The sequence below is a fragment of the Bacteroides sp. 1_1_30 genome, from assembly GCF_020982715.1.
GTDB classification, from domain to species: domain Bacteria; phylum Bacteroidota; class Bacteroidia; order Bacteroidales; family Bacteroidaceae; genus Bacteroides; species Bacteroides xylanisolvens.
In genome coordinates this window covers 64,738-84,147 of sequence record NZ_JAJKHN010000010.1, presented here as the reverse complement: position 1 = coordinate 84,147, position 19,410 = coordinate 64,738, and the positions used below count along the sequence as shown (strand labels likewise).

The window sequence follows — 19,410 nt, the reverse complement described above, 5'->3', positions numbered from 1 at the left end:
AAGATTCGATATGAGATTATTCTTTTCGAAACATGAGTTGAAACTGAGGAGAAAGAGAACCATTGCTGCTATTATATGTATGGTAGTTGTGTTGGGTGTGTACTGGATACTGACCCGACCTCAGAAGGCTGCGCCGGAAATGCCGACAGTCATTGTTGAACCGGTAGTGAAAGACGACGTAGAGATATACGGGGAATATGTGGGGCGTATTCGTGCCCAACAGTTCGTCGAGGTACGTGCCCGTGTGGAAGGTTATCTGGAAAATATGCTTTTTGCCGAAGGTACATATGTCAATAAGAATCAGGTTTTGTTTGTAATCAACCAGGACCAGTATCGTGCCAAAGCAGATAAAGCCAGAGCACAATTGAAAAAAGACGAAGCGCAGGCTTTGAAAGCGGAACGTGATTTAAAACGTATCCGTCCGTTGTTTGAACAGAACGCTGCAAGCCAGTTGGACTTGGATAATGCGGAAGCTGCATATGAAAGTGCCGAGGCAACGGTAGCCATGAGCGAGGCGGATTTGGCACAGGCTGAACTGGAATTGGGTTATACCATTGTTCGTTCGCCCTTATCGGGACACATTAGTGAAAGAAATGTGGACTTGGGTACATTAGTCGGTCCCGGAGGAAAATCATTGCTTGCTACCATTGTGAAGAGTGATACAGTGTTGGTGGATTTCAGTATGACAGCACTCGATTATTTGAAGAGTAAAGAAAGAAACATTAATTTGGGACAGCAGGATTCCACCCGTTCCTGGCAGCCGAATATTACCATTACATTGGCGGATAATACCGTCTATCCATTTAAAGGATATGTGGATTTTGCCGAACCGCAAGTCGATCCTCAAACCGGAACTTTCTCTGTACGTGCAGAAATGCCGAATCCGAAACAAGTATTGTTGCCGGGACAATTTACAAAGGTAAAGTTGTTGCTGGATGTTCGTGAAGGTGCACTGGTTGTTCCGATGAAAGCCGTTACCATCGAAAAGGGTGGAGCATATATTTATACCATGCGCAAAGATAATGCGGTAGAGAAACGTTTTATCGAATTAGGACCGGAAGTCGGGAATAATGTGGTGGTAGAAAGAGGACTGGCAGAAGGAGAAATGGTGGTTGTAGAAGGGTTCCATAAGTTGACTCCGGGCATGAAAGTACGGGTCAGTGATCCGGAAGCCGAAGCTGGGGACAGTATAACTACGACAAAAAATGAAGTGACCGGAGTAAAAGAAAACACTACCGGAACGAAGGATAACGCGAAAGGAGAATAAACGATGAAAGTTACTTTTTTTATAGATAGGCCGGTCTTCTCGGCTGTAATCTCCATCGTGATTGTGATTGTCGGCATTATTGGTCTGACGATGCTTCCGGTGGATCAATATCCGCAGATTACCCCTCCGGTGGTGAAGATCAGCGCATCCTATCCGGGTGCCAGCGCACTTACCGTGTCGCAGGCGGTAGCCACTCCGATTGAGCAGGAAATCAATGGTACGCCGGGTATGCTTTATATGGAATCAAACAGTTCTAACTCCGGAGGTTTTTCGGCAACGGTCACTTTTGACGTATCTGCCGATCCGGATTTGGCAGCTGTTGAGATTCAGAACCGTGTGAAACTGGCGGAATCCCGTCTGCCGGCGGAAGTCATTCAGAATGGTATTTCGGTAGAAAAACAGGCTCCCAGTCAGTTGATGACGCTTTGTTTGACTTCTACTGATCCGAAGTTCGACGAAATTTATTTGAGTAACTTTGCTACTATCAATGTGCTCGATGTAATTCGCCGTATTCCTGGGGTTGGACGTGTATCTAATATCGGTAGCCGCTATTATGCGATGCAGATATGGGCGCAACCCGATAAGTTGGCAAACTTTGGACTGACCGTGCAGGATTTACAGAATGCATTGAAGGATCAGAACCGTGAATCAGCGGCCGGTGTATTGGGACAACAACCGGTGCAGGGACTGGATATTACCATTCCTATTACGACTCAAGGACGTTTGTCTACCGTAGGGCAGTTTGAAGATATTGTAGTGCGTGCCAATGCCAACGGATCTATTATCAGGTTGAAAGACGTGGCGCGTGTATCGTTGGAGGCTTCTTCTTATAACACGGAAAGTGGTATCAACGGCGAGAATGCCGCTGTTCTTGGCATTTATATGTTGCCGGGAGCAAATGCGATGGAAGTAGCCGAGAGAGTAAAAGAGGCTATGGATGAGATTAGCAAGAATTTTCCGGAAGGATTGAGCTATGAGATTCCGTTCGATATGACGACTTATATTTCCGAATCTATTCATGAAGTATATAAGACGTTGTTTGAAGCGTTGGTATTAGTTGTATTGGTGGTTTATCTATCCTTGCAAAGCTGGCGTGCAACGTTGATTCCGGTAGTGGCGGTGCCTATTTCATTGATCGGTACTTTCGGATTCATGTTGATTTTCGGTTTCTCGCTGAATATACTGACATTACTAGGATTGATTCTTGCCATCGGTATTGTTGTGGATGATGCGATTGTGGTGGTGGAAGGCGTAGAACATATCATGGAAACGGAACATCTAAGCCCATACGAAGCAACGAAGAAAGCGATGAACGGACTTGCTAGTGCTTTGATTGCCACATCACTGGTATTGGCGGCAGTGTTCGTTCCGGTTAGTTTTTTAAGTGGGATTACAGGGCAGTTGTATCGCCAGTTTACGGTGACGATTGTGGTGTCCGTACTTATTTCTACGGTAGTGGCTCTGACATTGAGCCCGGTGATGTGTTCATTGATTCTGAAGCCGGATAACGGAAAGAAAAAGAATATCGTTTTCCGGAAGATTAATGAATGGCTGGGTATCGGTAGCAATAAATATGTGGCTGCTGTGACTCGTACGATCAAGCATCCTCGCCGGGTTTTGAGTGCTTTTGGTATGGTGTTGATCGCTATTATGCTGATTCACCGCATTATTCCGACCAGTTTCTTGCCTGTAGAAGACCAGGGATATTTCAAAATTGAATTGGAACTGCCGGAAGGAGCTACTTTGGAACGTACCCGTATCGTAACAGAACGTGCCATTGCTTATTTGGAGAAGAATCCATATATCGAATATATACAGAATGTAACGGGAAGTAGTCCGCGTGTCGGAAGTAACCAGGGACGTGCTGAACTGACGGTGATCCTGAAACCTTGGGAAGAGCGGAAGAGTACCACTATTGAGAAGATTATGGATACGGTGGAAAAACATTTGAGGGAATATCCCGAATGTAAAGTCTATCTGTCCACTCCTCCGGTTATTCCGGGACTGGGTAGCTCGGGAGGTTTTGAAATGCAATTGGAAGCTCGTGGAGAAGCCACTTTCGATAATTTGGTAGACGCGGCAGATACATTAATGTACTACGCATCCAAACGCAAAGAGCTGGCTGGTCTGTCATCTTCTTTGCAGTCGGAAATACCACAACTCTATTTCGATGTAGACCGTGACAAAGTAAAGATGCTGGGTGTGCCACTGGCTGATGTGTTCTCTACCATGAAGGCTTATACCGGTTCGGTGTATGTGAACGACTTTAATATGTTCAACCGTATATATAAGGTTTACATTCAGGCGGAAGCTCCTTACCGGGAACACAAAGACAATATCAATCTGTTCTTCGTGAAAGCCTCCAATGGAGCGATGGTACCGTTGACTTCTTTAGGAAATGCCTCCTATACCACAGGACCGGGAAGCATTAAACGTTTCAATATGTTTACTACGGCCGTTATTCGTGGAGCAGCTGCGCAAGGATATAGTTCCGGACAGGCAATGGAGATCATGGAGCAGATTGCCCGTGACCATCTTCCCGATAATATCGGTCTTGAATGGAGTGGCCTTTCTTATCAGGAGAAGCAGGCGGGAGGTCAGACAGGTATGGTGATGGCATTGGTATTCCTGTTCGTTTTCCTTTTCCTTGCTGCGCAATACGAAAGTTGGACAGTGCCTATTGCCGTGTTGCTTTCTTTACCTGTTGCCGCTTTGGGGGCCTATTTAGGAGTCTGGGTTTGCGGATTGGAGAACGACGTCTATTTCCAGATTGGTCTGGTAATGTTGGTGGGACTTGCCGCTAAGAACGCGATTTTGATTGTAGAGTTTGCAAAAGTACAGGTAGATAAAGGTGAAGACCTGGTGCAGTCGGCTATCTATGCAGCCAAATTGCGTTTCCGTCCGATTTTGATGACTTCTCTCGCATTCGTACTCGGTATGCTTCCGATGGTATTGGCAAGCGGTCCGGGGTCGGCAAGCCGGCAGGCAATCGGTACAGGTGTATTTTTCGGAATGATATTTGCCATTGTATTCGGTATCATTCTTGTGCCGTTCTTCTTTGTGATGGTGTATAAAACAAAGTCGAAAATTTTAAAACATAAGAAATAATGAAACGAAAGAAACTATATATTGCTATCCTGTTACTTGCCGGAGTCTTGACTTCCTGCAAGGTAGGGAAAAGTTATGTCCGTCCTGATCTTCATTTGCCCGACAGCTTGGAAAGAGCGCAAGACTCGATCAGCTTCGGCGACCAGGACTGGAGGGATATTTATACGGATGCTACCTTGAGAAGCCTGATAGAACGTGCACTGGATCATAACAAGGATATGTTGATTGCCGCTGCCCGTGTGAAAGAAATGGCAGCACAGAAACGTATTTCCACCGCTGCGTTACTTCCGGATATCAAAGGAAAAGTAACGGCAGAACGTGAACTCGAAAATCATGGAGGAGATGCTTTCAAGAGATCAGAGACCTTTGAAGCACAATTTCTCGTTTCATGGGAACTCGATCTTTGGGGAAATCTGCGCTGGGCACGTTCGGCCAGTATTGCCGAATATCTGCAATCTATCGAGGCGCAACGCGCATTGCGGATGACGATTGTTGCTGAAGTGGCACAGGCTTACTATGAATTGGTTGCTTTAGATACAGAACTGGACATCGTAAAGCAAACATTAAAAGCCCGTGAAGAAGGAGTACGTCTGGCACGTATCCGGTTTGCCGGCGGATTGACTTCCGAGACTTCCTATCGACAGGCACAGGTGGAATTGGCGCGTACGGCAACTTTGGTTCCTGACCTCGAACGTAAAATCTCCCTGAAAGAAAACGATATTGCTTATCTTGCCGGTGAATATCCTAATAAGATAGCCCGTTCCCGTTTGCTTCAGGAATTCAACTCTCCAGAAACACTTCCTGTTGGGTTGCCGTCTACATTATTGGAACGTCGTCCCGACATCCGTCAGGCAGAGCAGAAATTGATTGCTGCCAATGCGAAAGTGGGAGTGGCTTATACAAATATGTTCCCGCGTCTTGCCCTGACAGGTGGTTTCGGTAGTGAAAGTACTTCTTTGTCGGAACTCCTGAAATCTCCATACGCAGTGATGGAAGGAGCTTTGCTGACTCCGATTTTTGGTTGGGGAAAGAATCGTGCGGCATTGAAAGCAAAAAAGGCAGCTTATGAGGCTGAAGTACATAGTTATGAAAAAGCCGTACTGGAAGCTTTCAAGGAAACACGCAATGCGATTGTCAACTTCAACAAGATCAAGGAAGTGTACGAACTTCGTGCCAATCTGGAACGTTCGGCCAAGAGCTACATGGACCTGGCACAACTGCAATACATCAATGGGGTTATTAATTATCTGGACGTATTGGATGCCCAACGTGGATATTTTGATGCACAGATTGGGTTGAGTAATGCTATCCGTGACGAGTTGATTGCGGTAGTTCAACTCTATAAGGCTCTTGGTGGAGGCTGGGAACAAAATCCCTAGAATTATCATATCGATTCACTCATTGAAGAAAACGTAAAGGCTATCTCCTACACCGGGAGGTAGCCTTAATTTTTCTTTCTTCTTCCTTTTGTCTTAAAAACAACAACAGAAGAATTTTCATAATTCGGAAAAAAGTGCGAAATTTGCAACGCTTTTCAAGTTTGACAAGAAACTTACTAACACCTTTAAATAAAAAAATTAAAGAAAATGACTAAAAGTGCATTGCAAATCGCAAGGGCTGCTTACCAGCCCAAACTTCCGAAAGCATTGGCATCAGGAGCTGTTAAGGCTGTAGCAGGTGCTGCTACTCAATCTGTAGCCGATCAGGAAGCTATCAAAGCATTATTCCCGAACACGTATGGAATGCCGTTGATTACATTCGAAGCTGGTGAAGCTGTTGCTCTTCCCGCTATGAACGTAGGTGTAATTCTTTCCGGTGGTCAGGCTCCGGGCGGACACAATGTAATCTCCGGTTTGTTCGACGGTATCAAGAAATTGAACCCGGAAAACAAATTATATGGTTTTATCCTGGGTCCTGGTGGTCTGGTAGATCACAACTATATGGAACTGACTGCTGATATTATCGACGAATACCGTAACACAGGTGGTTTCGATATCATCGGTTCCGGACGTACGAAGCTGGAAGCTGAAAGCCAGTTCGAAAAGGGATATGAAATCATCAAAGAACTTGGCATCAAAGCATTGGTTATCATTGGTGGTGACGACTCTAATACAAACGCTTGTGTATTAGCTGAATACTATGCTGCTAAGAAGTATGGTGTACAGGTAATCGGTTGCCCGAAAACAATCGACGGTGACTTGAAGAACGATATGATTGAAACTTCTTTCGGTTTCGATACAGCATGTAAGACTTATGCAGAAGTAATCGGTAACATCCAACGTGACTGTAACTCTGCACGTAAATACTGGCACTTCATCAAGTTGATGGGTCGTTCGGCTTCTCACATCGCACTGGAATGTGCTTTGCAGGTACAGCCTAACGTGTGTATCGTGTCTGAAGAAGTAGAAGCTAAAGATATGTCTTTGGACGATGTAGTGACTTACATCGCTAAAGTGGTAGCTGACCGTGCCGCACAGGGAAACAACTTCGGTACTGTATTGATTCCGGAAGGATTGGTAGAATTCATTCCTGCCATGAAACGCCTGATTGCTGAATTGAACGACTTCCTGGCTGCTAATGCTGAAGAATTCGGTCAGATTAAGAAATCTCACCAACGTGATTATATCATCCGTAAACTTTCTCCGGAAAACTCTGCTATCTACGCAAGTCTGCCGGAAGGTGTTGCCCGCCAGTTGACTTTGGATCGTGACCCGCACGGAAACGTTCAGGTATCACTGATCGAAACAGAAAAACTGTTGTCTGAAATGGTAGCTACTAAGTTGGCTGCATGGAAAGAAGAAGGCAAGTATGTTGGTAAATTTGCTGCTCAACACCACTTCTTCGGTTATGAAGGACGTTGTGCTGCTCCGTCAAACTTTGACGCTGACTATTGCTACTCTCTGGGTTACACAGCCTCTATGTTGATTGCTAACGGTAAGACTGGTTATATGTCTTCTGTACGCAACACAACTGCTCCTGCTGCCGAATGGATTGCTGGTGGTGTGCCTATCACTATGATGATGAATATGGAACGTCGCCACGGTGAAATGAAACCGGTTATCCAGAAAGCATTGGTGAAACTGGATGGCGCTCCTTTCAAGGCATTTGCTGCGCAACGTGATCGTTGGGCTATCGAAACGGATTATGTATATCCGGGTCCGATCCAGTACTTCGGTCCTACAGAAGTTTGCGACCAGGCAACTAAGACTTTGCAGCTGGAACAAGCTAAATAAATACACTTCAGAGCAGTTGTTGATGTAACAGTTGCAATAACAGCTGCAATGAAAGATTCTTTCAGGCACGGATTACACGGACTACACGGTTTATAAGAAATAACTAAAAAACCGTGTTAATTCGCGTAATCCGTGCCTATCTCTAAAAACATTGATCGTTTAAAGTAAATGCCGCAACGCAACAACCCGATGTCTGCCGTACAGAAGAAAAGAACCGTTTCCACTACCAAGAAAAAGGGAACGACCTCTTCTTCCAAAACTTCCCGTACCTCAAAAAAGGAACAGATGAAGCATCGAACTGTGATGCCTGTCTGGATTCGTAACATTTTGGCAGTGATGATTGTTGGTTGTTTTTCCATTGCTTTCTATTATTTCTTTATCCGTCCTTATGCTTATCGATGGAAACCTTGCCATGGCTTAAAGGAATACGGAGTTTGTATCCCTGATGGATATGATATTCATGGTATTGACATTTCTCACTACCAGGGAAAGATTGACTGGAAAAGACTGTTGCAGAATAAAGAGACGGCTACTCCTTTGCATTTCGTTTTTATGAAAGCTACAGAAGGAGGAGATCATAACGACACAACCTTTGAGGCGAACTTCGCCAATGCCCGTAACCATGGATTTATCCGTGGTGCTTATCATTTTTATATTCCTGGTACGGATGCTTTGAAACAGGCGGACTTCTTTATTCGTACGGTGAAACTGGACACGGGTGATTTACCTCCCGTACTTGATGTGGAAGTGACCGGGCGGAAGGAAAAAAAGGAATTGCAGCAAGGCATTAAACGCTGGCTAGACCGGGTGGAATCTCATTATGGAGTGAAACCTATTCTTTATACTTCTTATAAATTTAAAACCCGTTATCTGGACGATTCCATCTTCAATACATACCCTTACTGGATTGCCCATTATTATGTTGACTCTGTAAAGTATCAGGGGAAATGGGACTTTTGGCAACATACTGATGTAGGAAGTGTTCCCGGTATCAAAGAAGACGTAGACCTGAACGTGTTCAATGGCTCGTTAGAGGAACTTAAAAAGCTGACAATTAAGTAACAGGTATTTCTTTTCCCAACAACTTATCTCTTCTCTCATTTGTTATAATCGTATTATTACTAAAAAAGATACGATTATGAACTTTGATATAGCTATTATTGGTGGTGGTCCTGCCGGGTACACAGCTGCCGAACGGGCAGGGGCCAACGGATTAAAAGCCGTTCTTTTTGAGAAAAAGGCAATGGGTGGAGTGTGTCTCAATGAGGGGTGTATTCCTACTAAAACTTTGTTATATTCTGCTAAAATACTGGATAGCATCAAAAGTGCTTCCAAATATGGCGTTTCTGCCGAATCTCCTTCGTTCGATTTATCCAAGATTATGAGCCGCAAAGACAAAACAGTGAAAATGTTGACGGGTGGCGTGAAGATGACTGTGAATTCTTACGGAGTGACGATCGTGGAGAAAGAAGCTTTTATAGAAGGAGAGAACGAGGGGATGATCCGCATCACCTGTGATGGAGAAACCTATTCCGTGAAATACTTGCTGGTATGTACCGGTTCCGATACAGTGATTCCTCCCATACCGGGATTGTCGGGAGTCAGTTATTGGACTTCCAAGGAGGCGTTGGAGATAAAAGAACTTCCCAAAACGCTGGTTATTATTGGCGGTGGAGTGATCGGGATGGAATTTGCTTCTTTCTTTAACAGCATGGGAGTAAAGGTGCATGTGGTAGAAATGATGCCGGAGATTTTGGGAGCGATGGATAAGGAAACGAGCGGTATGCTTCGCGCCGAATATGCCAAACGGGGAGTCACTTTCTATTTGAATACGAAAGTAGTGGAAGTGAACGCTCATGGAGTCGTGATAGAAAAAGAAGGAAAAGTTTCCACTATTGAAGCGGAGAAAATCTTGCTTAGTGTAGGCCGTAAGGCAAATTTATCCAGAGTGGGGCTGGACAAGCTGAATATAGAATTGCATCGGAACGGGGTCAAAGTAGATGAACATCTGTTGACTTCGCATCCCCGTGTATATGCTTGTGGGGATATTACAGGTTATTCTTTATTGGCACATACCGCTATTCGTGAAGCGGAAGTCGCTATCAATCATATCTTGGGAGTGGAAGACCGGATGAATTACGATTGTGTTCCGGGAGTTGTTTATACCAATCCCGAAGTGGCAGGAGTGGGAAAGACAGAAGAAGAACTGATAAAATCAGGACTTTCTTACCGTGTGTCCAAATTGCCGATGGCTTATTCCGGTCGGTTTGTAGCCGAGAATGAACAGGGAAACGGCCTTTGTAAACTGATTCAGGATGAAGAAGGGAAGATCATCGGTTGCCACATATTGGGAAATCCGGCGTCAGAACTTATTGTGATCGCAGGTATTGCTATTCAGAGAGGCTATACGGTGGAAGAATTTCAGAAGACTGTATTCCCGCATCCTACGGTCGGAGAGATTTATCACGAGATTATGTTTTAACTCTTATTCTGTCTGACCTATGATTCGATGTATCTATACTCCGTTTACTGATATTTACTTTCACTTGGCTGCAGAAGAATATCTGTTGAAGCAGGGAAATGAAGACATTTTCATGCTTTGGCAGGACACTCCTTCTGTGGTAATAGGGAAGCATCAGCGGTTACGGTCGGAAGTCGATCAGGAATGGGCGGAACGGGAGCAGGTACATGTTGCCCGTCGTTTTTCCGGTGGGGGAGCAGTGTACCATGATTTGGGCAATGTCAATCTGACTTTTATAGAAACGACTCCCCGCTTGCCGGAGTTTGTCACGTATTTGCAGCGGACGTTGGATTTCCTGAACTCTATGGGACTGATGGCAACAGGAGGCGAACGATTGGGGATTTATCTGAATGGATTGAAAATATCAGGAAGTGCGCAATGCCTGTACAAGGATCGGGTATTGTATCATTGCACGCTATTGTATGATACGGACCTTACAGCGTTGCATCAAGCATTGAATCCGGAACCGATGGTCGATGATGAAACGTTGTCGTCTGTATATGCTGTTCCTTCCGTTCGGAGTGAGGTAACTAATATTCGCAGGCATTTGTCGGTGGGGACTGTCACTGATTTTAAAGGAAAGGCTTTTCAGTATTTCAGTAAGTCGCAATCTGTCAGTGCTTTCACTAAGGAGGAGATAGAAGCCATCAATCAGCTCCGGGAAGAGAAATATATTCAGAAAGAGTGGATATATAGCCGTTGATGTACAGTTTGTACCGATTGGCATCCGGTTAAAATTTACTTAACTTAAAACTTTCTATTTCAGCCCATTGTTGTAATATATCTAAGGTTGAATAATAAAATTATTGTCTATGTCAAAATTCGAAATAAAAATGCCTAAGTTAGGCGAGAGTATAACCGAAGGGACCATTGTCTCTTGGTCTGTAAAGGTGGGTGACATGATTCAGGAAGACGATGTGCTTTTTGAAGTGAATACTGCTAAAGTAAGTGCAGAAATCCCTTCTCCCGTAGCGGGAAAAGTGGTGGAGATTTTATATAAGGAAGGTGACACCGTTGCTGTAGGAACAGTTGTCGCTATTATTGATTTGGATGGCGAAGAATCATCCGGTACGGAGCCGGCAAGCGAAGGTGCCACAAACGAAGGAGCTGATGCCAGTCAGGTTGCCGCTGATGTTTCCGGAACATCACAATCAGCAGCAGACATTGCTAAGAGTCAATCAGTGAATACTGCATCAACCCCCGTTGATACATCGAAACCCGTTGCTGTTGAGGAAGAACGTTGGTATTCTCCTGTTGTGATTCAGTTGGCGCGGGAAGCTAAGATTCCGAAAGAAGAGTTGGATGCTATACAAGGTACAGGTTATGAAGGGCGATTGAGTAAGAAAGATATAAAAGACTATATTGAAAAGAAAAAAAGAGGCGATATGGCTGAACCGAAGCCGACCTCTGCTGTTGCTGCTCCGGCTGCAAACAAACCGTCGGTGGTTGTTGCTCCCGAACCGATAACTCCGAAAACGTCTCCGGCTGCATCTGCCCCTGCTGCACAGTCGGCTGCTACTTCATCCAAATCGTCTGCTCCTGTTGCCATGCCTGGAGTTGAAGTGAAAGAGATGGATCGTGTTCGCCGGATTATTGCCGACCACATGGTTATGTCTAAGAAAGTATCTCCTCATGTAACCAATGTGGTAGAAGTAGACGTCACCAAACTGGTGCGTTGGCGCGAAAAGAATAAAGATGCTTTCTTCCGTCGCGAAGGAGTGAAGTTGACTTATATGCCTGTGATAACCGAGGCCGTAGCGAAAGCATTGGCAGCCTATCCTCAAGTGAATGTGTCGGTAGACGGATATAACATCCTCTTTAAGAAACATATCAATGTAGGTATTGCCGTCTCTCTGAATGATGGAAATCTGATTGTGCCTGTGGTGCATGACGCCGATCGTTTGAATCTGAACGGCCTGGCAGTTGCCATTGACTCTTTAGCCCTGAAAGCAAGGGATAATAAATTAATGCCGGAAGATATTGATGGCGGTACATTTACTATTACCAATTTCGGAACGTTCAAGAGCCTGTTCGGTACACCGATTATTAATCAGCCGCAGGTTGCTATTTTGGGAGTAGGGTATATCGAGAAGAAACCTGCTGTGATAGAAACACCGGAAGGCGATACGATTGCCATCCGTCATAAAATGTATCTGTCTTTGTCTTACGACCATCGGGTAGTAGATGGAATGTTGGGAGGTAACTTCCTCCACTTTATAGCCGACTACCTCGAAAACTGGCAAGGCTGATAACTGATTGTTTCACTCATTAAGAACTTCATTCACTATGAAAAAGAAATATGATATAAAAACGACAGATGTAGAAACCCTGAAAAAGTGGTATCATCTGATGACATTGGGGCGTGCTTTGGATGAAAAAGCACCGTCATACCTGCTGCAATCTTTGGGTTGGTCTTATCATGCTCCTTACGCGGGGCATGATGGTATTCAGCTTGCCATCGGTCAGGTATTCACTTTGGGCGAAGACTTCCTGTTTCCTTACTACCGCGATATGCTGACTGTACTTTCTGCCGGAATGACTCCGGAAGAAATCATCCTGAATGGTATCTCGAAAGCGACAGACCCGGGTAGCGGCGGACGTCACATGTCGAACCATTTCGCCAAACCGGAATGGCACATCGAAAACATTTCTTCCGCTACGGGAACGCATGACCTTCATGCGGCAGGTGTGGCGCGGGCAATGGTATATTATGGACATAAAGGAGTCGCCATCACTTCTCACGGAGAATCTGCCACTTCCGAAGGATTTGTATATGAGGCTATCAATGGCGCCAGCCTTGAACGTCTTCCTGTGATTTTTGTGATACAGGACAACGGATATGGTATCTCTGTCCCTAAATCGGAACAGACAGCCAACCGCAAAGTAGCCGAGAACTTCTCCGGTTTCAAGAACCTGAAAATCATCTATTGCAATGGAAAAGATGTATTCGATTCGATGAATGCCATGACCGAAGCTCACGAATATGCAAGGGAAACCCGTAACCCGGTGATTGTGCAGGCCAATTGTGTTCGTATCGGTTCCCATTCCAACTCGGATAAACATACCCTGTACCGGGATGAGAACGAACTGGAATACGTAAAAGATGCCGATCCGCTAATGAAATTCCGCCGGATGTTGTTGCGTTACAAACGCCTGACGGAGGAAGAGTTGCAACAGATCGAAGCTGACGCAAAGAAAGAACTGTCGGCTGCCAACCGAAAAGCGTTGGCTGCTCCCGATCCTGATCCTAAGAGCATCTACGATTTTGTGATGCCCGAACCTTATCAACCGCAAAAGTACAAAGAAGGTACTCATGAAGCAGAGGGCGAAAAGACCTTCCTGGTAAATGCCATTAACGAGACATTGAAAGCCGAATTCCGCTACAATCCCGATACGTTTATCTGGGGACAGGACGTAGCAAACAGAGAGAAAGGCGGTGTGTTTAATGTCACCAAAGGGATGCAGCAGGAATTCGGCGAAGCCCGTGTGTTCAGTGCGCCGATTGCCGAAGATTATATTGTAGGCACTGCCAACGGAATGAGCCGCTTTGATCCTAAAATCCATGTCGTGATAGAGGGAGCGGAGTTTGCTGATTACTTCTGGCCTGCCGTAGAACAATATGTAGAATGTACGCATGAGTATTGGCGCAGCAATGGTAAGTTTGCCCCGAATATAACGCTGCGGTTGGCTTCCGGAGGTTATATCGGTGGAGGGCTGTATCACTCTCAAAATATAGAAGGAGCTTTGACTACATTGCCGGGAGCACGAATTGTCTGCCCTTCTTTTGCCGATGATGCAGCCGGATTGTTACGTACTAGTATGCGCTCTAAGGGATTTACTTTGTTTCTTGAACCGAAAGCATTGTATAATTCGGTAGAAGCCGCCACCGTGGTGCCGGAAGACTTTGAAGTACCTTTCGGAAAAGCACGTATCCGCCGTGAGGGTACGGATTTGAGTATTATCACATACGGAAATACGACCCATTTCTGTCTGCATGCCGCCGAACGATTGGAGAAAGAGGGTGGTTGGAAAGTAGAAGTGATCGATATTCGTTCTCTGATTCCGCTGGATAAAGAGGCAATATTTGAATCGGTCAAGAAGACCAGCAAAGCATTGGTTGTACATGAAGATAAAGTATTCTCCGGTTTCGGTGCGGAGCTTGCAGCAATGATTGGTGAGGAAATGTTCCGTTATCTCGACGGACCGGTGCAGCGTGTCGGTTCTACGTTTACTCCCGTCGGTTTCAATCCGATACTGGAAAAAGAAATTTTGCCGGACGAAGCTAAGATATACGAAGCTGCACGGAAATTATTGGAATATTAAAAGATAAGAATGATGAAAAAGATAGGTTTGTTTTATGCTACCAAAGCCGAAAGAACGAGTTGGGTGGCAGAGAAAATACAGAAAGAGTTTGGTGAAGACAAGATAGAAGTAGTGCCTATCGAGCAGGCCTGGCAGAATGATTTTGCTGCTTATGACTGCTTCATTGTGGGTGCTTCCACTTGGTTTGACGGGGAACTTCCTACTTATTGGGACGAACTGTTGCCGGAACTCCGGACAATGAAATTGAAAGGTAAGAAGGTTGCTATCTTCGGTTTGGGAGATCAGATACGCTATCCGGAAAATTTTGCAGATGGAATCGGGTTGCTGGCAGAAGTCTTTGAAGGGGATGAGGCTACCTTGGTCGGTTTTACTTCTTCCGAAGGTTACACTTTCGAACATTCAAAGGCTTTACGTGGCGAGCAGTGGTGCGGGTTGGTTGTCGATTTGGATAATCAGTCTGAACAGGCGGAAAAGAAAATCAAAGCATGGTGCCAACAGGTCAAAAAAGAGTTCGCGTAACGACTTTATTTCTCTTTATAAGATAGTGACGCTATCCGATGCAAATAGTGACGGTATATGCTTGGGATAGCGTCACTATCCCAAGCGTATACCGTCACTATTTTTTTTCTGCATTAATCTGGAGTCTTACGCTTGTTTATAGCGTATATCGACTGCGATTTTTGCTTGCTTTCTTATATCTTTTAATGATAAGGGAGCTTTCTTTTTTAAAGATATTTGTTGGCTCTTATCCTTTATAAATAAATTTCACTTCTGCCCAACGATTCTTCTCTTTATAATGAACGAAAGTCAGTCCGTTCTTCTCCGCTTCTTCGCGGATGGCGGCAATGTCGTCTATATAAAATCCACTCATGTAGAGTTCGGAATTCGTATGCATACAGGCAACATATTGCTTCATATCATTTAGTAATATATTCCGGTTGATGTTGGCGATGATAACGTCGAAAGGTCCTTTTCCTACAAGCGACGAGGCATCTCCTTCTGATACGGCAATATCGTCTACGTGATTCAATTCGATGTTTTCGATGGAGTTTCGTACGCACCATTCATCAATGTCGATGGCCGTACAGGGACGTGCGCCCCGCATACGTGCGAGGATGGCGAGAATCGAAGTTCCGCAGCCCATATCGAGCAGGGATTTATCTTTCAGTTCGCTGTCCAATAATTCTTCAATGATGAGGCTGGTAGTCTCGTGGTGTCCTGTTCCGAAGGCCATTTGAGGATTGATGACGATGTCATATTCCGCTTTGGGGACATCTTGGTGGAAAGTGCTGTGGATCACACATCGGTTTCCGATAATGATGGGTTGGAAGAAATTCTTTTCCCATTCCTCGTTCCAGTCCTTGTCTTCCGCTTCGGTGTATGTATAAGTAATATCCGTATCGGGTAGGGGGAACTCGGCGATGGCAATCTTGATGGCGTTTTCATCACACAATGTCTGTTGGATATATGCGGTTAGTCCGCCTTCACACTCAACAAAACTTTCAAATCCGACTTCACCCAGTATGGCAGCCAGTACGTCATTGACGGTTTCGGTACAAGGCTGGGTGCGGAATGTGAACTCAAAATACTTCATAGTTGTTTTTAATGCTGGTGAATAATGTGCAAAGATACAGCAATCCGGGTATAGAAAGTCAAGTTTGCCTGAACTTTATGCCGATGAGCGTTGTATCCTCTACAAAGATAGTCAGAAATAGGGATTTCCCTATTATCCTTTGGGGAAAATCTCCCCCGGACGAAAAATCTCTTCCTTATCTTTGTAACGTGAATAAGTTTAAGTAATTACATAAACCGAGATGATATGAAAAAGATTGTTTATTTCTTGCTATTTGCCTTGTGCCTTCCGATAGGTATCTTTGCACAAAGCGTTGATGACGACCTTTACTTCGTACCTTCCAAAGACAAACAGGAGAAGAAAGAAACTCCGGTTAAGAAGGAACCGAAGAAACAGGTGACGACTAACATCTATACTTCACCGGGTACTACAGTGGTTGTTCAGGACCGTAAGGGAAGAACACGGGATGTGGATGAATATAACCGCCGTTACGATGCACGTGAAAATGAATTCGTAATGGATAATGATACCTTATATATAAAAGAAAAATCTAATCCGGATTTGGACGGAGAATGGGTGACGGGCGAATTCAATGGTACAACAGACGACTATGAATACGCTGAACGTATCATCCGTTTCCGCAATCCGCGTTTCGCTATCAGTATCAGCAGTCCGTTGTACTGGGATGTAGTTTACGGTCCGAACTCATGGGATTGGAACGTATATACCGATGGTATGTATGCTTATGCATTCCCGACGTTCAGTAACCCGCTTTGGTGGGATTGGCGTTATGGCTCTTACGGCTGGGGATGGAACTATGGCTGGGGATGGAATCGTCCTTATTACTCTTGGGGATATTACCCCGGTTATTGGGGCGGAGGCTACTGGGGTGGCTGGTATGGCGGCGGATATTGGGGACATCATCACCACTGGCATGGTGGTCCTAGCTGGGGCTGGGGCGGAGGTGGAAGCGGTCGTTGGACAGGTCCTACCTATACCAATCGTCGTTCTTCCGGACAAAGCAGTTACAGGAATCCTTCTACTATTCGTCGTTATGGTTCGAGTGCCGTTCGTTCCAGTGGCTCTTCTGTTCGGGGAGGCTCTGCAGTTCGTTCAGAAGGTAGTTCTGTTCGTTCTTCTGGTTCTACTTATAGTAGGGGAACTACTTCCAGACGTGTAGTGGGTACACGGACTTCAGGTGAACGCAGTGGCTCAAGTAGTCGTAGCAGTGCTACTTATTCTCGTCCAAGTAGTACTAGAAGTAGCGGAAGTTCTTCATCTTCCCGTTCGACTGGTTCTTCTGGTTATTCGCGTTCGTCTGGAACCACTACTAGAAGCAGTAGTGCAAGATCAACTTATAGTCGTGGAAGTTCAGAAGCACCGCGTAGTTATTCTCCAGCAAGTAATAGTAATACCCGTTCTTCTTCCTATGGTACTTCTCGTTCTTCTTCACGTAGTTATTCTCCAGCTTCGTCAGGTGGCAGTAGCTCTCGGGGTAGTTATTCGAGCGGTGGTTCTTCTTCTAGATCATCATCAGGTGGAGGTTCCTCTCGTAGTAGCAGTGCCAGAAGATAAGTATTAATTAAATGGTTTTGACAGGAATGAAAAAGATAAGTGTTTTAACTGCTCTGGGGATGCTAATGATAGCGCCTTGGGGAATGGCACAAACGATATATGACGGTGCCAAACTAACAGGAAAAGATTTGAATGGCACAGCTCGATTTGTGGGTATGGGTGGAGCTATGGGAGCTCTTGGAGGAGACATATCTACGATGGGGACTAATCCGGCAGGTATTGGCCTTTATCGCAGTAATGATGTAATGACTTCATTTGGGCTTTCTCTTTATGGGAATGAAAGCCAGTATTTGGGGAAAAAGTTTAATTCCGATTTAACTAAAGGAGATTTTAATAACATCGGATTTGTATTTTCTTCGAAGATTGGTAATGAAACTCCGCTGCGTTTTGTGAATTTCGGTTTTAACTATCATAAAGCGAAATCATTTAATAACAACATGCGCATGGAAGGTAATTTGGGGCTTTACTCCCAAACCTATCTAATGGCATCTCAAGCAGCTGGCATTGAAAAATGGGGAGATTCGCCTTATACGGATAATGGTATTGGGTGGCTTTCTATTCTTGGAGCTGATGCTGGGCTGATTAGAGATATTACAATACATGACAAAACAGGAGGGGTAAACAATATTCCTTATACCTATAAGGATGAACAAGGGAAGGAGGTACAGTATAAGGATATAAATGGTAATCCTCTTTATATCTCTCCTGGACATTTTGAAGGAATGTTGGATAATGGATATGCAAATTTTCATTCAGAAGAACGCGGAGGAATTGATCAATATGATTTTAATGTATCATTTAATTTCAATGATCGGGTATATTTGGGATTGACGCTAGGTGCCTACTCCGTGGATTATAATAAATATACTTTTTATGGTGAGGATTATGGAAACGATGAAAAATACAATTTGCAGAGTTGGAATAGAATAAAGGGGTCTGGCTTTGATGTGAAGTTTGGAGCTATTATTCGTCCTTTTGAATATTCGCCTTTTCGGGTTGGATTAGCTATACATACGCCAATATTCTATAGTTTGGATTATAAAACGAGTGCACAAGTTATATCGGATGTGATGGATGTTGTAACTGGAGAAATAAAGGGATATGACGTGAAATCATGGGATAATCTTCCGGGAAAAGGGGATATGATCCTTCCTTTCGATTTTCAGACTCCTTGGACTTATAATGTAAGTTTGGGATATACGGTAGGCAAGAGCTTGGCTTTAGGAGCAGAGTATGAGTATCAAGATTATTCTTCCATGAAGTTTAAAGATACTGAAGGTAATTCTTCTGCTTATGAATTTGAGAATAGTACGACGTCTATGTTGAAAGGGGTTAGTACAGTCCGTCTTGGTCTAGAGTATAAGGTGATTCCACAGTTTGCTTTTAGGGCAGGATATAATTATAGTACTGCGGCTTTCCATCAAGATGCTTTCAAAGATTTGGCTATTAACTCTATTCAGACAGATACAGACTTTGCCAATTCTAAATCAATGAGTAATTATACATTGGGTATTGGTTATCGCGGATCAATGTTTTATGCTGATTTGGCTTATAAATACTCTACATATAAAGAAAATTTCTATCCGTTTGTGAATGGATTTACAGATGAAGATGGTAATACAGTCATTGGTTCACCGGAAGCAACGAAAGTTACGAATACACGCAGTCAAGTGTTATTTACCGTAGGTATGCGTTTCTAACCTAAAAAAGACAGTTTTCAATTTCAATAATAACTTTTGTGTGTAAAAAATCCCTGGAATGCTGAGTGTCTACAGCGGTTCCGGGGATTTTTATTAGTATCACTTTTTAT

General features: G+C 44.4%; 13 protein-coding genes. 12 read left to right on the top strand and 1 reads right to left on the bottom strand.

What is annotated here, in order from left to right; all coding sequences use genetic code 11:
• The first annotated feature begins 10 nt into the window (after positions 1-10).
• The 10 genes from LPH68_RS04200 (at position 11) to LPH68_RS04155 (ending at position 14,971) form a co-directional block, all read left to right on the top strand.
• Positions 11-1,267: an efflux RND transporter periplasmic adaptor subunit gene (locus LPH68_RS04200; protein ID WP_008021831.1), complete on the top strand. Its 1,257-nt coding sequence runs from the start codon at positions 11-13 to the stop codon at positions 1,265-1,267.
• A 3-nt stretch (positions 1,268-1,270) separates the two neighbouring features.
• Positions 1,271-4,375, top strand: coding sequence for an efflux RND transporter permease subunit (locus LPH68_RS04195; protein WP_004325605.1), 3,105 nt, complete (start codon positions 1,271-1,273; stop codon positions 4,373-4,375).
• Positions 4,375-5,754, top strand: a complete 1,380-nt coding sequence (locus LPH68_RS04190; RefSeq protein WP_004314974.1) for an efflux transporter outer membrane subunit — start codon at positions 4,375-4,377, stop codon at positions 5,752-5,754. The genes LPH68_RS04195 and LPH68_RS04190 overlap by 1 nt, the downstream gene beginning before the upstream one ends.
• Before the next feature lie 207 nt (positions 5,755-5,961).
• Positions 5,962-7,608, top strand: a complete 1,647-nt coding sequence (locus LPH68_RS04185) for a diphosphate--fructose-6-phosphate 1-phosphotransferase (protein ID WP_049703049.1) — start codon at positions 5,962-5,964, stop codon at positions 7,606-7,608.
• A 168-nt stretch (positions 7,609-7,776) separates the two neighbouring features.
• The gene (locus LPH68_RS04180) at positions 7,777-8,670 is read left to right on the top strand and encodes a glycoside hydrolase family 25 protein (RefSeq protein ID WP_120070219.1); all 894 of its coding nucleotides are present in this window, start codon (positions 7,777-7,779) and stop codon (positions 8,668-8,670) included.
• A gap of 76 nt (positions 8,671-8,746) precedes the next feature.
• Entirely contained in the window at positions 8,747-10,090 is a 1,344-nt protein-coding gene (gene lpdA / locus LPH68_RS04175; RefSeq protein WP_141409109.1) for a dihydrolipoyl dehydrogenase, read from the top strand.
• A 19-nt stretch (positions 10,091-10,109) separates the two neighbouring features.
• Positions 10,110-10,832: a lipoate--protein ligase family protein gene (locus tag LPH68_RS04170; protein WP_141409110.1), complete on the top strand. Its 723-nt coding sequence runs from the start codon at positions 10,110-10,112 to the stop codon at positions 10,830-10,832.
• A 109-nt stretch (positions 10,833-10,941) separates the two neighbouring features.
• Positions 10,942-12,378: a dihydrolipoamide acetyltransferase family protein gene (locus LPH68_RS04165; protein ID WP_151923068.1), complete on the top strand. Its 1,437-nt coding sequence runs from the start codon at positions 10,942-10,944 to the stop codon at positions 12,376-12,378.
• Positions 12,379-12,415: 37 nt separating this feature from the next.
• Positions 12,416-14,452: a thiamine pyrophosphate-dependent enzyme gene (locus tag LPH68_RS04160; protein ID WP_008774897.1), complete on the top strand. Its 2,037-nt coding sequence runs from the start codon at positions 12,416-12,418 to the stop codon at positions 14,450-14,452.
• A 12-nt stretch (positions 14,453-14,464) separates the two neighbouring features.
• The gene (locus LPH68_RS04155) at positions 14,465-14,971 is read left to right on the top strand and encodes a flavodoxin (RefSeq protein WP_151923067.1); all 507 of its coding nucleotides are present in this window, start codon (positions 14,465-14,467) and stop codon (positions 14,969-14,971) included.
• Between the two features lie 226 nt (positions 14,972-15,197).
• On the opposite strand, the gene prmA is transcribed toward LPH68_RS04155, so the two are convergent.
• Positions 15,198-16,046 carry a 50S ribosomal protein L11 methyltransferase gene (prmA, locus tag LPH68_RS04150; protein WP_008643996.1) on the bottom strand — a complete coding sequence of 283 codons (849 nt, stop codon included), beginning with the start codon at positions 16,044-16,046 and terminating at the stop codon, positions 15,198-15,200.
• Between the two features lie 225 nt (positions 16,047-16,271).
• Between prmA and LPH68_RS04145 the strand changes: the two genes are divergently transcribed.
• Together LPH68_RS04145 and LPH68_RS04140 are read left to right on the top strand one after the other, a co-directional pair.
• Entirely contained in the window at positions 16,272-17,600 is a 1,329-nt protein-coding gene (locus LPH68_RS04145; protein ID WP_008643998.1) for a hypothetical protein, read from the top strand.
• Between the two features lie 26 nt (positions 17,601-17,626).
• Complete coding sequence (locus LPH68_RS04140) at positions 17,627-19,300, top strand: OmpP1/FadL family transporter (RefSeq protein WP_074706103.1); 1,674 nt, start codon at positions 17,627-17,629, stop codon at positions 19,298-19,300.
• Positions 19,301-19,410: the final 110 nt, after the last annotated feature.

Excerpts from the sequence above, each read along its gene's own strand:
- LPH68_RS04160 (WP_008774897.1), top strand. The coding sequence starts at position 12,416 with ATGAAAAAGAAATATGATATAAAAACGACAGATGTAGAAACCCTGAAA.
- LPH68_RS04140 (WP_074706103.1), top strand. The coding sequence starts at position 17,627 with ATGAAAAAGATAAGTGTTTTAACTGCTCTGGGGATGCTAATGATAGCG.
- LPH68_RS04190 (WP_004314974.1), top strand. The coding sequence starts at position 4,375 with ATGAAACGAAAGAAACTATATATTGCTATCCTGTTACTTGCCGGAGTC.
- LPH68_RS04185 (WP_049703049.1), top strand. The coding sequence starts at position 5,962 with ATGACTAAAAGTGCATTGCAAATCGCAAGGGCTGCTTACCAGCCCAAA.
- LPH68_RS04195 (WP_004325605.1), top strand. The coding sequence starts at position 1,271 with ATGAAAGTTACTTTTTTTATAGATAGGCCGGTCTTCTCGGCTGTAATC.
- LPH68_RS04165 (WP_151923068.1), top strand. The coding sequence starts at position 10,942 with ATGTCAAAATTCGAAATAAAAATGCCTAAGTTAGGCGAGAGTATAACC.
- LPH68_RS04170 (WP_141409110.1), top strand. The coding sequence starts at position 10,110 with ATGATTCGATGTATCTATACTCCGTTTACTGATATTTACTTTCACTTG.
- lpdA (WP_141409109.1), top strand. The coding sequence starts at position 8,747 with ATGAACTTTGATATAGCTATTATTGGTGGTGGTCCTGCCGGGTACACA.
- LPH68_RS04155 (WP_151923067.1), top strand. The coding sequence starts at position 14,465 with ATGAAAAAGATAGGTTTGTTTTATGCTACCAAAGCCGAAAGAACGAGT.
- prmA (WP_008643996.1), bottom strand. The coding sequence starts at position 16,046 with ATGAAGTATTTTGAGTTCACATTCCGCACCCAGCCTTGTACCGAAACC.
- LPH68_RS04180 (WP_120070219.1), top strand. The coding sequence starts at position 7,777 with ATGCCGCAACGCAACAACCCGATGTCTGCCGTACAGAAGAAAAGAACC.
- LPH68_RS04200 (WP_008021831.1), top strand. The coding sequence starts at position 11 with ATGAGATTATTCTTTTCGAAACATGAGTTGAAACTGAGGAGAAAGAGA.
- LPH68_RS04145 (WP_008643998.1), top strand. The coding sequence starts at position 16,272 with ATGAAAAAGATTGTTTATTTCTTGCTATTTGCCTTGTGCCTTCCGATA.